This is a genomic window from Spiroplasma kunkelii CR2-3x, assembly GCF_001274875.1.
In the GTDB taxonomy this organism is placed as follows: Bacteria; Bacillota_I; Bacilli_A; order Mycoplasmatales; family Mycoplasmataceae; genus Spiroplasma; species Spiroplasma kunkelii.
The window spans coordinates 1,297,384-1,310,464 of the sequence record NZ_CP010899.1 but is presented as its reverse complement, the minus strand read 5'-3'; the positions used below and the strand labels follow the sequence as shown (position 1 = coordinate 1,310,464).

General features: G+C 21.9%; 23 protein-coding genes. 21 read left to right on the top strand and 2 right to left on the bottom strand.

From position 1 onward, the window contains the following. Positions 1–72: 72 nt before the first annotated feature. The 6 genes from SKUN_RS07115 (at position 73) to SKUN_RS07100 (ending at position 5,070) form a co-directional block, all read left to right on the top strand. On the top strand, positions 73–519 hold the full coding sequence (locus SKUN_RS07115) for a hypothetical protein (protein WP_235511022.1): 447 nt from the start codon (positions 73–75) through the stop codon (positions 517–519). Between the two features lie 46 nt (positions 520–565). Continuing rightward, complete coding sequence (locus SKUN_RS10990; RefSeq protein WP_235511021.1) at positions 566–751, top strand: hypothetical protein; 186 nt, start codon at positions 566–568, stop codon at positions 749–751. Positions 752–910: 159 nt separating this feature from the next. Next, positions 911–1,702: a ComEC/Rec2 family competence protein gene (locus SKUN_RS10985; protein ID WP_235511020.1), complete on the top strand. Its 792-nt coding sequence runs from the start codon at positions 911–913 to the stop codon at positions 1,700–1,702. A gap of 515 nt (positions 1,703–2,217) precedes the next feature. Beyond that, positions 2,218–2,499 carry a ComEC/Rec2 family competence protein gene (locus SKUN_RS10980; protein WP_235511019.1) on the top strand — a complete coding sequence of 94 codons (282 nt, stop codon included), beginning with the start codon at positions 2,218–2,220 and terminating at the stop codon, positions 2,497–2,499. A gap of 79 nt (positions 2,500–2,578) precedes the next feature. After that, positions 2,579–3,544, top strand: a complete 966-nt coding sequence (gene holA / locus SKUN_RS07105) for a DNA polymerase III subunit delta (protein ID WP_053391438.1) — start codon at positions 2,579–2,581, stop codon at positions 3,542–3,544. Between the two features lie 35 nt (positions 3,545–3,579). Beyond that, positions 3,580–5,070, top strand: a complete 1,491-nt coding sequence (locus SKUN_RS07100) for a hypothetical protein (RefSeq protein WP_053391437.1) — start codon at positions 3,580–3,582, stop codon at positions 5,068–5,070. Positions 5,071–5,142: 72 nt separating this feature from the next. Here the strand turns inward: SKUN_RS07100 and rpsT are convergent, their stop codons facing one another. Next, positions 5,143–5,394: a 30S ribosomal protein S20 gene (rpsT, locus tag SKUN_RS07095; RefSeq protein ID WP_053391436.1), complete on the bottom strand. Its 252-nt coding sequence runs from the start codon at positions 5,392–5,394 to the stop codon at positions 5,143–5,145. A 191-nt stretch (positions 5,395–5,585) separates the two neighbouring features. Between rpsT and SKUN_RS07090 the strand changes: the two genes are divergently transcribed. Together SKUN_RS07090 and rpiB are read left to right on the top strand one after the other, a co-directional pair. Beyond that, positions 5,586–5,828 carry a hypothetical protein gene (locus SKUN_RS07090; protein WP_235511018.1) on the top strand — a complete coding sequence of 81 codons (243 nt, stop codon included), beginning with the start codon at positions 5,586–5,588 and terminating at the stop codon, positions 5,826–5,828. 62 nt (positions 5,829–5,890) lie between these two features. Next, positions 5,891–6,322, top strand: a complete 432-nt coding sequence (rpiB, locus tag SKUN_RS07085) for a ribose 5-phosphate isomerase B (RefSeq protein ID WP_053391435.1) — start codon at positions 5,891–5,893, stop codon at positions 6,320–6,322. A gap of 232 nt (positions 6,323–6,554) precedes the next feature. On the opposite strand, the gene SKUN_RS11485 is transcribed toward rpiB, so the two are convergent. Continuing rightward, positions 6,555–6,683: a hypothetical protein gene (locus tag SKUN_RS11485; RefSeq protein WP_268794834.1), complete on the bottom strand. Its 129-nt coding sequence runs from the start codon at positions 6,681–6,683 to the stop codon at positions 6,555–6,557. 521 nt (positions 6,684–7,204) lie between these two features. Here SKUN_RS11485 and SKUN_RS07080 point away from each other — a divergent pair. The 13 genes from SKUN_RS07080 to SKUN_RS07035 all read left to right on the top strand — a co-directional run bounded on the left by SKUN_RS07080 (position 7,205) and on the right by SKUN_RS07035 (position 13,067). Next, positions 7,205–7,450 carry a hypothetical protein gene (locus SKUN_RS07080; protein ID WP_053391434.1) on the top strand — a complete coding sequence of 82 codons (246 nt, stop codon included), beginning with the start codon at positions 7,205–7,207 and terminating at the stop codon, positions 7,448–7,450. Between the two features lie 479 nt (positions 7,451–7,929). Then, on the top strand, positions 7,930–8,094 hold the full coding sequence (locus SKUN_RS09940) for a hypothetical protein (RefSeq protein WP_167693716.1): 165 nt from the start codon (positions 7,930–7,932) through the stop codon (positions 8,092–8,094). Beyond that, the gene (locus tag SKUN_RS07075; RefSeq protein WP_053391433.1) at positions 8,072–8,512 is read left to right on the top strand and encodes a DUF3627 domain-containing protein; all 441 of its coding nucleotides are present in this window, start codon (positions 8,072–8,074) and stop codon (positions 8,510–8,512) included. The genes SKUN_RS09940 and SKUN_RS07075 overlap by 23 nt, the downstream gene beginning before the upstream one ends. 152 nt (positions 8,513–8,664) lie before the next feature. Next, on the top strand, positions 8,665–9,396 hold the full coding sequence (locus SKUN_RS07070) for a DNA-methyltransferase (protein ID WP_053391432.1): 732 nt from the start codon (positions 8,665–8,667) through the stop codon (positions 9,394–9,396). Between the two features lie 17 nt (positions 9,397–9,413). Further along, positions 9,414–9,647: a hypothetical protein gene (locus SKUN_RS07065; RefSeq protein ID WP_053391431.1), complete on the top strand. Its 234-nt coding sequence runs from the start codon at positions 9,414–9,416 to the stop codon at positions 9,645–9,647. Positions 9,648–9,696: 49 nt separating this feature from the next. Continuing rightward, a complete protein-coding gene (locus SKUN_RS07060) occupies positions 9,697–10,149 on the top strand; it encodes a hypothetical protein (protein WP_144416784.1) in 453 nt (150 codons plus the stop codon). Positions 10,150–10,289: 140 nt separating this feature from the next. Beyond that, positions 10,290–10,454 (top strand): hypothetical protein, encoded by a 165-nt coding sequence (locus SKUN_RS09565; protein WP_155522072.1) that lies wholly within the window; start codon positions 10,290–10,292, stop codon positions 10,452–10,454. 1 nt (position 10,455) lies between these two features. Further along, entirely contained in the window at positions 10,456–10,713 is a 258-nt protein-coding gene (locus SKUN_RS07055; RefSeq protein ID WP_053391429.1) for a hypothetical protein, read from the top strand. Position 10,714: 1 nt separating this feature from the next. Further along, positions 10,715–10,852 carry a hypothetical protein gene (locus SKUN_RS09560; protein ID WP_158500829.1) on the top strand — a complete coding sequence of 46 codons (138 nt, stop codon included), beginning with the start codon at positions 10,715–10,717 and terminating at the stop codon, positions 10,850–10,852. Position 10,853: 1 nt separating this feature from the next. Continuing rightward, complete coding sequence (locus SKUN_RS08595) at positions 10,854–11,306, top strand: pentapeptide repeat-containing protein (RefSeq protein WP_083436130.1); 453 nt, start codon at positions 10,854–10,856, stop codon at positions 11,304–11,306. Between the two features lie 2 nt (positions 11,307–11,308). Further along, positions 11,309–11,665: a hypothetical protein gene (locus tag SKUN_RS07045; protein ID WP_053391428.1), complete on the top strand. Its 357-nt coding sequence runs from the start codon at positions 11,309–11,311 to the stop codon at positions 11,663–11,665. Then, a complete protein-coding gene (locus SKUN_RS07040; protein WP_053391427.1) occupies positions 11,665–12,342 on the top strand; it encodes a hypothetical protein in 678 nt (225 codons plus the stop codon). Before SKUN_RS07045 ends, SKUN_RS07040 begins: the two co-directional genes overlap by 1 nt. 5 nt (positions 12,343–12,347) lie before the next feature. Then, positions 12,348–13,067, top strand: a complete 720-nt coding sequence (locus tag SKUN_RS07035; protein WP_053391426.1) for a PD-(D/E)XK nuclease family protein — start codon at positions 12,348–12,350, stop codon at positions 13,065–13,067. Positions 13,068–13,081: the final 14 nt, after the last annotated feature.

Below are 13,081 nucleotides of genomic sequence, written 5' to 3'. Positions count from 1 at the left end.
AAATAAAAAAAATAAGATGATTATATAGTAATTTGAAAGTAGGGAAGAACAATTAAAAAGCAGGGGTATTTTATGTTTACAATTTTATTCGGAGTATTAGTTACGTTAATTTATTTTTTATTTTCTTTTCGTGATAATACTTATCAAAAAAATAAACCCACAACAGATTTTAATAACAATATTTATCAAATTGTTTTTACTAATAAATATAATTTGCCATTACTTAACAAAAATATTATTCCAAATCCGCTTCAGATAACTGAACAAATGTTTGGAATTTTAATTGAAGAAATTTTATTAAAATTTAATTTTAAGTTTCAAAACTATATGCCAATTAATCAAAATACACTGCAAAAAAAATATCGTAAATTGACAAATATTGGTTTAATTTCAAACCCAAAATATATTAAATGATACCACCGCTATTTAATTACCAAACAACTTTTGAATCAAGTTTTAATTCCACAATTTTTACATTCTCAAATAATAAATATTTTAAGGTTATTTTGTGTTTTTTAATTTAAAATATAAATTAAAATTTTTAAAACAAGAACAATTTTTATTAGTGAGTAGTATTATTGGATTTAATTATTTATTATTAATTAATAGTTATTGGTCAATTTTAGTCATTTTATGTTTAGGGTTTATTTTGATTTGGCAACAACAAAAAATTTATTGAGGAGTAATCATTTTTACAATTATTGTTTCAGCATTATGTCATTATTATTTACAACAACCAAGTTTGCACTAGAACAACATTGTTTGTGGCAAAATTCAAAAACAAGGAAATGGTTATTATTATTTTAGTGTTGGTTGAAAACAATATTTTTTAAAAACAACTATTAATTTTAATTTACATGATCAAATTTGTTTATAGGGTTATTATTCAAACATTAAATCAGGATCTAATGTGTATGAATTAAATATGCAATCATTTTTGAATGCTAATAACATTTTTTATCAGTTTAATATAACAAAAGTAATTGATGTTAAACCTGGAAATACTATTCTTGCCAAAATAACAAAGTTTTTTAATAGTTATGATAACTTAACAAAAGATACGCTTGCCTTATTTTTATTTGGACAAAAAACAAAGACAACACTTGTTTTATATGATTATTTTCTTCAATTGGGCATTATTCATTTGTTAATTGTTTCAGGTTATCATCTTAATATTTTGTTTTATATTTTAAGCAAAATTTTTAAACGAATAATACGACGAAAAGATTATTATTTTTTTACTTATTCTTATTTTTTTTATTTATATTTATTAAATTTTTCTTTTACTAGTGTAAAAGCAATTGTCTTGTTATCGTTATCACTATTTAATGTTCACTTTTGAGACTATAAATTAATAGCAAAGCAAAAATTAAATTTAAGTATTTTATTAATATTATTATTTTTTCCATATAGTTTTTTAGGAATTGGGTTTTGATATAGTTTTATAATAACATGATTATTTTTAAATTTAAATTCAAAAACAAAACATTATTATTTTTGACAGAAATTGCTATATTATAACTTAATGGTATTTATTTTTCTACTTGGATGAATGTTATATTTTAATTATCAATTAAATTTTTCTACTATTTTATTTAATTTATTATTGTTACCAATCTTATCATTAATTTATTTATTCTCTTTAATAATTGTTTTTATACACCCTGTTATTTTATTTATCAATATTTTTATTTATTTTTAACTAATTATATGGTGATTTTAAATAAAATTAATTTAATATGAAATATTGGTTATGTCCCTTTGTTATTTCTTTTATTATATTATATTCTTTTATGAGGAATGAATAAAAGTGTGTTTGGAAACAAAATATTTATAATATTTTGCATTCTATCAATAATTTGTTATAGTTTACAATCATATTTTACTAGTATTTATTATTCAATGACAATGTTAAATGTTGGAAATGGTTAAACAATTTTTTTCAAGACAAGCGTACTTTAAAAATAGTTTTATATGATGTTGGGGTTGGATATGGTCGTTCAAAACAATTAGTTAGTAATTATTTAAAATGAGCAGGTATTAATTGAATTGATGCTATTTTTGTTTCACATCAACATGATGATCATAAGAATAATTTACCAACTGTAAAAAAATATTTTAATGTTAAACAAGTAATTCAAAATGATACAAAATTGAAAACATTTCAATTTGGTGGATTAGGATTTACTGTCTTACATAAAACAATTAATGATAAAGATGAAAATAATAATAAATTTATTACGAGAAAAATTATCTTCAATCACTATGTTACAAGTTCCTCATCATGGTTCAGAAACTAGTTCAAGCTTAGCATTTTTACAAAAAATAACACCAAAGGTTTGTTTCATCTCTGGTGAAAAAACAAAACGTCAAAATTATCCGGCTCCAATTGTTGTTGAAAATTTAAAAACAATTAGGTGTCAAATTTATTTTACAAATGGTAGAAGAAATCTTCAATTTAATATTATGTCAGCATCAACAACAATTAAATTATTTTAAATCCTTAATTTATTTTTTACTTTATATGATAATATTACTTTGTCATAAGTTTTAGAACATTCTAAAGGAGCTTTAAAAGATGTTTTTAATATATGGAGAAGATGCTTTTTTAATTAAAATGCAAAAAAATAAGATTTTAAAAAAAATTAATCCTGATAATGAGTATGATTTACAAGAATATAATTACTTAGAAGACCCCCTATTATCTATTCTGAATGATGCCAACACAATTCCAATGTTTTCAGGAAAAAGAATAATAATAGTTAATGATAGTTATTTTCTTACAGAAGAAAAAATTAAGACAAAAATATACAATAAAAGTTATTTAACAAGTTTAATGGAATATTTAGCAGCTCCAAATCCGAGTACTTTTATTATTTTTATTTGTCCAGTTAATAAACTTAGTAATCGTTTAAAAATAACTAAACAAATGTTAGCGTTAACTAGTGTTTTAAAAGCAACAAATTTATCATATAATGAATTAATTAAGTTTATTGATGATTATATTACAAAGCATAATGGTACAATTAAACAAAATTTAATTCCTAAGATTGTTGAATATTTGCCAAATAATTTATATATCATTAAAAATGAATTAGAAAAATTATTATTAATAAATTCAAATATTACGATGGAATTAATTGAAAATAATATGACAAAGTATTTAGATACCAATATTTTTAAATTAGTTGATGATTTATTAAAAAATGATTTGAATAGTTTTTTAATAAATTATCATTATTTACAAGAACGCGGTTTAAATAGTATTGCTTTATTAGCATTAATTACTAATAGTATTATTTTTACAAGAGATATTATTGTTTTATCTTCTTTAAAAAAAACACCTTCACAAATTGCAGAAATTTTACAAATTCATCCGTTTCGAGTAAAAAAAATTTCAGAGCATATGCATAATTTCAGTATTAATAAAGCAAATAATATTATTCAAAAATTATTTTGAATTGATTATAATATAAAAAAAGGTATAATAAGAAAAGAAATTAGTAGTGATTTGTATTTAATTAAATTATTTGATATAAATTAAATTATTACAAAAAGAGAGATGAGGGACATAAATAAATGAAAGAAAATAAATTATATGCCTATATAGTTTATACATTATATAATATCTTTAACGATGATAATATTAAGGCACAAGTAATAGTTAACCAGGACTTTAAAAAATTAGTAATTCAACAAATTTGTAATTTATTAACATTAGAAAAAGAATTTAATGCAAATTTAAATGATAATAAATTTACTCTTTCATTTGCTCAAGTTTTGGTTGATATTACTAATGAATCAGAAACAATTGAAAAGGTTGACGGGGCTACTTTTAATATGTTAGATGAAGAATATGTTGTTTTTGTGAAATATATTGTTTCAAATTTTGGTGTTGAAAAAAATTATATTACCAGAGAAAACATCATCACTAATGATTTAATTGATGCCACAGCTGATTTTACTGATGAAAAAGTAATTGATAATGCTCGTGAGAAGTTAAAAGTTAAAGCTAATAAAGAAGGGGTAGACGAATCACAACCGGAAGTAGGACCAGCAAGGGGAATTGGAGACATAGGAGCGTCAATGGGTGGCATTAGTTCGGAATTTAGTGATCCAAGTAAATTTGATATATCACAAATGATGCAGAAAATGGTAAATATGCCAATTCATCCACGCTTAGACCCACGGTTTTATTTTTATACTTCAAAACCAAAGTATATGCCAATTTTAAAAAAAATTGTTGCTGTTTTTGTTATTTTAGCTTCTGCTTTGTTAATTTTATTGTGATTTTTAAATTCCTATTTAAATATCTATTTAGACACAAAAGTAATTGTTTATACAAATCCACGAACTAGAGCAATTGTTATTATTGGTGGTGGTGCTGATAGTGCTTTACATAATGCTAACAATAATTTTAGTGAAGTATTTAGTTTTGGTTCAAAATATAAATTTTTATTAATGCAGTCCGCCGGATTGCAAACTTTCTCAGGAATTTTATCGATTTTGCCAGGAATTTTCTTGGGTTATGAATTATTAGTGAAAAAGCGTTTTAAACGCGATAATTATGTTGTTAGATTCTGACCAGTTGTATTATCAATCATTATTCTTTTTTATTCTTCATTGTCATTAATTCAAATATTATTACCAAATGTTGTTGAGAAATATTTTAATAGTATATCGGTACCTAATAATGGCTATATTGTTAAAAACGACCCACAATTAGAAATAACAGAATTATTATTATTACCAGATTCAGATTTAACTATGACAATTAATAGTTTAGTAAGCGAAGTTTATAATAGCACAACTTACAAAGTATTACATATTTTTACAATTATTTCAATGATTTCTGGTTTTCTTGCAGGAATTATGGTTATTATTTTAGTAGTTTTATCTCCTAAAACAGACCGTAATAAATTAATTCGTGCTAATACAGAATACCAAAAAGTAGTTACTGCAATGATGAATGGACAAAAATATGAAATGGATCCAACATTATTTGATGATGAGTTTAAAGATGATAATGTTTTTGAAAAAGATGATTCTAATAAATCAAAAGATAAATAAAAAAAATCATAATTAATATGATTTTTTTTATTTTTTTAATATTTACTGTCTTTGTTAAAAAGGATTTTAAAATTAATGTGTTTTAAGCATTAATCTGCTTTTAACACGAGCAGCTTTATTAGCATGATAAATTCCTTTAGTAACTGCTTTGTCAACTAAACTAATTGCAGTATTAACTAATTGTGATGCGTTTGCTTCTTGTGCGTTAATAGCGATTTCTGCTTTTTTGATTGCTGTTTTTACTGATGATTTAAAAGATTTATTTGCTAAATTAGCTTTTGAATTTGTTTTAATTCTTTTAATTTGTGATTTAATATTAGCCATTTTTGCTCTCCTTTCGACTTTTAAGACACAAAAAGATTATAGCAAATAGATAAAAAAGTGTAAAGGAAAGTACTACTTTTTTAATATTTTATCATTATTTTTTTAAATATATCTGTATAATAATTGTAAAGTAGGTGCATATAGAAATGGGATATTATTATTAACACCGTTTAGGGTTTTCTTTTCATTGTTTGCAACGAATTTGAGAACTAATTCCTGCTTTTAAAAATGAAAATGATTTAATTATTAAAGAAAAAATTATTAAAATTATTGATAATTCTTCTGATCGAATTGAGACAACAAAAAATTTATATATTAAATTCCATGATTTAAAAGGTAATTTATATGTTGTAGTTGCAAAAAAGACAAAACTAATTGTAACAGTAACGCCAATGAGTCCTGAAAAATTATTGGATATTATTACAAGGAATTAATTTTTTTTATTTAAAAAACCAGTATGTTATAGTTAAATTGTAGGAAAAGGAGAACAATAAGAATGAAAATTGTGATTGGGAATGATCATATAGGTATTGAAATGAAAAATGCAATTGTTAAACATTTAATTGCACAAAAATATGAAATTATTAATTTAGGTATAGATAGTATTGAGGTAGTTGATTATCCTGATATTGGTCAAGCTGTTGGTGAACGCGTAATTAAAGAAAAAAATAGTATTGGAATTATAATTTGTGGAACAGGAATTGGAATTTCAATTGCGGCAAATAAAGTAAAAGGAATTAGAGCAGCATTGTGCAATGAAACAATGCTAGCAAAATTAGCGCGCGAACATAATAATGCTAATGTTTTGGCATTGGGTGCTAGAATTATTGCAAATCAAAATGCAATTTGAATTGTTGATATGTTTTTAAATAGTACTTTTGATGCTGGTCGTCATGCGCTTCGTGTTGAAAAACTTAATAACCTTTAGGATAAAATTATGAATAATTTAGATAATTTATTTTTGTATCGTTTTAACAATTTTACTTATGTTAGGATATATAACTGATAATAGTGATTATTCAAAAAATAATATAATGGAATGTTAATTCACTATTATTAAAATTTTTAACAAACATCAATACGATTATTTGTACGATTACTTTTGGCTTTGGTGTTTCAACAAATTCATTATGATATTTAAGTTTTAATGAGATTTATTTTTATCGAACTAATCCTTTTGCAACAGTAACTTTAAATTTACCAATTGTTGTAATAACGAATATGACTGGTGCAATCATATTAATTCAATTTTGCGGTAAAATAAAAACTAATAAAATTCCTAAAAACATTAAGCAATATAAAATTCAAAACCATAATTTCCGACTTTGAAATAATCTTGTAATGCATGAAGCTGAAATAAAAAAGATTTGGTCGCATAAAAAAAAAGTAGGGTATATATAAAGAAATTAAATAAGAATAATTAAACCATTTACAAAAATGGTTTTTTTTATTTGAAAAAACCTAAAATAACTAATTGATTCAGAACAAGGACAACATCTTTATATATTTATAATTTTTAAAATAATAAAAAAGTTGTTTCCTTTCTGAAAAAACCATATTAAATTAAGAAATTAATAAATAATTTGTCCACTAACTTAGTAAAGGTGTTGTCCTTGTTCTGTTTCACTTAGTTATATTAATAAATCAATAGTTAAATATTAGATTGGAGAAACTAAAAATGGAAAAAAATATTGTTATTAAATGCAGTAAATGTGGAATACCAAAACAGTTTCATAAAGTTAATCATCGCGAAAAAACAGAATGATTTGATGATGTTTATTATACTCAGTATTAAATTTAATTTATAAAAATGAAAATTATTAAACAACAAAAAATATGTGATGTTAATAATTGTTTTCAAGCAATATCATTTATTACTGAAAAATTTGAAACAAATAAATTTTTATGAACTTGTGAAAAACATAAGAGTTTGTTAAATCAAATTAAATATACAAATAAAAAAGCAATTTTATTTTATGAACGCTTAGAAAATTCAAAGATATATATTGATTGAGAGACTGGGTATTTAAAAATCTTTTTTAGTAAAATTAAATAATTTTAATATAACAAGATGAATAACTTATCTGTGGCACACTAGTTATGTAATTTGATTTATTAATTTTAATTTTATATTTCCTTTATTAAACTTGTTAATAGTATTTTTAAGTGTGCCAATTTTTACTATTTTATATTTTTAATAATGTTTATTAACAATGTTTATTAAACATTAAATAAACAATATATAAACATTAAATAAAACAATGTTTATTAAACAATAAATAAACTATAGATAAACAATATATAAACATTAAATAAACAATAGATAAACATTAAATATAACAATGTTTATTAAACAATAAATAAACTATAGATAAACAATATATAAACATTAAATAAACAATAGATAAACATTAAATATAACAATGTTTATTAAACAATAAATAAACTATAGATAAACAATATATAAACATTAAATAAACAATAGATAAACATTAAATATAACAATGTTTATTAAAAAAAGGAGTGTGATTAATTATGTTAGGAATTTGAATATTTTTTTTAAAACGTAAATGTCAAATTTGTCATTCTATTTTGAATAAAAAAATTGTTGGTAGTTTGTATTTTAAGTTAAATGTTTGTTCAATGCAGTGTAACCGAAAGCGAGTTGATTTGAGTAATGTATCAGAAACCAAGTTATAAGAAGAATATTAACGTAGAAAATTGCTTTATTCGAAGAGAATTTATAGTTTTTAGAACAGATAAAGCTTCATTTATAAATTTACCTAATCATAATCGTCATATTGGTTTTTGATTGAGTAATAAGTTTATTTATCCGAGTGAAAAAAATTGTAATCAAGTAGCAATCGGTTTGATTTATGATAATTATTATTCTATTGTAAAATATGATGAAAATTTAAAGCGTAATATTTGAAAGAGTTTAACTGGAACGGAATTAATTAATTTATATAATCAATATAAACAAAATTACTCTACTAATATGAAAAAAGCATTATTTTCAAGTGAACCTAAAAAAGTAAAAACAAATAAAAATAATTTCACAAATTTAAGTGTTGAAAAAAAAGAACAATTAATTAAAGACTTAAAAAGTTTAAATTAAAATATTCCCAAAAAAGTTTTAAATAATATACAAAGTTTTAAGATTATATATTAAATAGACATAACATAGAAAGCTCACTACATATTTTAAAACACAATAGTATAGTGCCTGCGATCACCTTTAAAGTGAAGCGAAAGGCAAAGGGTGAAAAAATGTTTAAAACAAATTTAGGAAAATTAATAAATGGAGATGCTTTGGAATTTATAAAGACATTAGAAAACGATAGTGTTGATTTAATACTAACTGATCCGCCCTATTTATATAATTTATCAAAAAGAGAAAACGAACAAAAAAATGAAAAAAGCAATATAACCAAAAGCATAAATAAATATATTAATGCTATCTATGATAATAATTTACATAATTCATTTGATATAAATACTTATTTAGATGAGTTTTATCGAATTTCAAAAAATAAATTTATGTTAATTTGAATGAATAGACAACAAATTATAGATTATTTAGATTGAGTTCGTAAAAAAGATATGCTTTATGATTTTATCCTTTGAAACAAAACAAATCCAATGCCAACTAATAATCATATTTATCAAGATAAAGAATATTGTATGATAATTTATTCTAAAAAACATCGAATTCCGAATTATAAAAATGATTATGAAAGTAAAAAAACAATTTTTAATTATTCAATCGGAAAAAAATTAACAAGACACCCAACAGAAAAACCATTATATATATTTAATCGATTAATTAGTAAATATAGTAAAGAAAATGATTTAATTTTAGATTGTTTTTTAGGAAGTGGTACAACCGCGTATGCTTGTGAACAGTTAAAACGAAAGTGATTGGGTTGTGAAATAAATAATGAATATTACAAAATAATTAAAAAAAGATTAAAAGATATTCAGTTTAAATTTGAATTTTAAGAGAAAGGAAAGAAAAAATGAATATTGCTTCAATTTTGGCTAAGTTAGAAAAAATAGAATTAGAACAAGAAAAACAAAAACTTTATTTAATTGCATTATCTAATTGTGGTTTGTCTGACTTACAAAAAACAGAATTATTAAACAACATTAATTTAATTGATGAAGAATATAAACAAAAACAAAAAGATAAACGACAAGCTAAAAAATTAGGCCTTAGTTATGCTAAATATAAAAAAATGCAAAAACAATAATTATTTTTTATTAATTAAAAACATAAATTATATAGCAGTTTTAATTGCGATGATGGTTGTATTATCCCAAGTAATGCGAATACAAATTATTTTAAGAACATCAATTCCATTATTTTTAATTCCAGTTTTTATTAGTACTTTTATTTTAAATTGATATTGTTGTTTATTTATTGGTTTTGTTGGTCATTTATTAGTTGATTTATCATTATGGGGTTTTACGCTAGGATCATTATGTTGAAATTTAGGAACTGGTTTATTAGCAATTTTATTAAGGATTATTTATTTAATAAAATATCATAATTTCTGAAAAATTATCCTACTATTATTAATAAATTTATTAATTTATTTTCCAATTGATTTTATACTTTTTTGATTAAATCTTGGAATTTTAAATATAGAACAAATAATAATCGGAGTTTTAATTGTAAACACAATATGCTTACCAACTTTTTATTTATTAAGTATCAAAATAATAAAAAAAATTAACCAAGGAAATTTTTAAGGAGGTAAAGATGAAAAAGCTAAATAAAAAAACTATTAACAAAATAAATGAATTAATGCTTAGAAGTTATCTAGTTTCAAAAGATGAAATTACTGATGAACATTGAGCATTAGGTAAACAAAATTAAGAGGAATTAAATTATGACTAAAAAATACTTATTAATTATTAAAAATGAATATTTAACTACTTATGCTTATTACACACTAGAAGAAGCAAAAGTACGAGAAAAAATTGAAAATAATAATTATGGCTTATCAACGGCAATTATTGATTTAAAAGATATTGAATGAAAAGGAAATAAATAATATGAAAGAAATTAGAAATGTACAATTATCAGAATTTCAAAAAGAAATTATTAATAAATTAGATGATAAATACTGCTATAAAATTTCCCGTGGAACTGGAATATATAGTGGATATAATGCAATTAAGATTTTTAATAAAAAAATGGAACACTTATTCACAATAGATGAAAGAGATAATACTGTATCAATAAATAATTACATTAAAAATAGAAAAAAGGAACTGGAATTCTTGGAACTTATATTAAAGGAAAATAAATAATGTGTGAAAAGATGAAGATGGCAAAGTTTACACAAAAGAAGATTTATTTAATGAAGCATTAGAAGAATGTCATTCAGAAGAAAGTGCTTATGACTATATTGATACATTAATTATGGAAAAGAATTTGGAGGAATTATAATATGAAAACATTAAAAGATATGATTAAAGATTTAACAGGAGTTACTGTTGAAAAAGAAAAAATAAATAAATATTTAGAAAGTGAAAGATTAGATTTAGAAGGTGCTAATTTAGAGTGTGTTTATTTAGAAGATGCTAATTTAGAGTGTGCTGATTTACGAGGTGCTGATTTAGAAGATGCTAATTTACGCTGTGCTGATTTAAAAGATGCTGATTTACGAGGTGCTAATTTAAAAGATGCTAATTTAGAGTGTGCTGATTTACGAGGTGCTGATTTAGAAGATGCTGATTTACGAGGTGCTGATTTATATGGTGCTAATTTACGAGGTGCTGATTTATATGGTGCTAATTTAGAGTGTGTTGATTTAGAAGATGCTAATTTACGAGGTGCTGATTTATATGGTATCAAAATCACAAAAAAACAATTAGAACAATTAACTATTGAGGAGGATTAATAATGAATATAACAGAATCAATTAAATTTGGTAAATTACAAGAAGAAAATGATGCACTTAAAGCAGAAAATGAAACACTTAAAAAAGAACTTGCTGAAAAAGATAAAGAGTGAGAAAAACTTGTATTAGAAATATATGATTTACAACAACGCCAATTATATAAAGAAGATTTTAGAACATTTGATTATTGTATTAATTGTGGAGATGAATTATTTATCATAGATAATATGAAAAAAAGAAAAAAAGAAATAAAAAAAGTAAATATAAATGAAAAATGTAATATTTGTGGGTGAAAAAGGATAATTGATTTAAAAGATAGTTCTAAATATGACAAATTACCTAGTAAGGAGGAAAAATAATGGATGTAATAAAAAGCGAAAATCAAATAAATCAAATTATTAAAACAAATAAAGATTTAGATGATTTTAAAAATAAAGATGAATTTATTATCTCAACATTAAAAAAATGTGTGGCAAATAATTTACTATTTTTAAAAAATATTGATAATGATTTAAAAAATTTGAATAATTTAATTAAAAATATTAACAATTTTCAAGTTAATAACAAAAGTGATGCAGATTATGGTACTGAATTAAAAATATTATTAAAATCTACAATTAAAAAAATAATAACTCCAATTGTTAATAATCGATCAGAACTTAAAATAATTGATAGTTTGTATAGATACATTACTAAATCTTTTGAAAAATTAGAAACAGATGTTATTCAAATTGAAATATTGACTAAACAAATTAATTGAATGAATGCGGCTGAAAATCAATTAAAAGAATTAAATAATAATAAAGAAAATAATTTAATTTCTGAAATTTTGAATAAAGAAGACATAAAAGTTAAAGGTTTAAAAACAAGATGAGATTTAAAAATAAATATTATTGATATTGAAAAAGTGCCAGAAAAATTTATTATTAAAACTATTGATGAAGAAGCGATTAAAAAAGCAATTAAAGAAAATAATAATGAAATTCCAAATATTAATGGTTTAGAAATATTATATGAAAAGAAACATCATTTTTAAAGATAATGCAATTTATTAGTAATAATATTAAATTAAAATATAATGTAAATTTTGAAAAAGATAACCATTCTTATTTTATAGATAATATTATTTTCCCCAGCATTACCGCTATTATTAGTTATTTTAATAATACTGAAATTCAATATGATAAATTAATGAAAAATAATGAACTTTTTAAAAAAGCAACAGAAAGAGGAAAAATTATTCATGAGTTTATTTCACGGATTTTATATGATGCAATTTTCCAAACAGAAAATAGAAAAGATTATAAAACAATTATTAAAAATAGTAAAAAAATATCAACAATAAAAGAAAGTTTAAAAATAATTGAGTTATTCTATAATTTTTTTAATAGAATAAAAAACGATTTTATTAAATCAATTATTATGTTTGAAATACCCTTATCAGACGGAAAAGTGTGTGGCACTCCCGATTTAATTTATTATGAAAATAACAAAGCTATTGTTGTTGATTTTAAAACTTGAAAATACTTTAATGCTGAAAAAATTAATAAAGCAAAAATACAAATTACAGCATATAATTATTTACTTGAAAAAAATAATATTTTTACTAGTAATATTGGTGAAATTTGAATAATTAACGAAAATGGTGTTAATATAAATCGTTTCAATATTACCAATCAATTAAAGTTAGAGTGACAAGAAATAATGCATACATTTTTAAAAAATAATTCTAATAAGGAGAAAAGAAACTATGAAAATTAAAAAATATTGTCCCA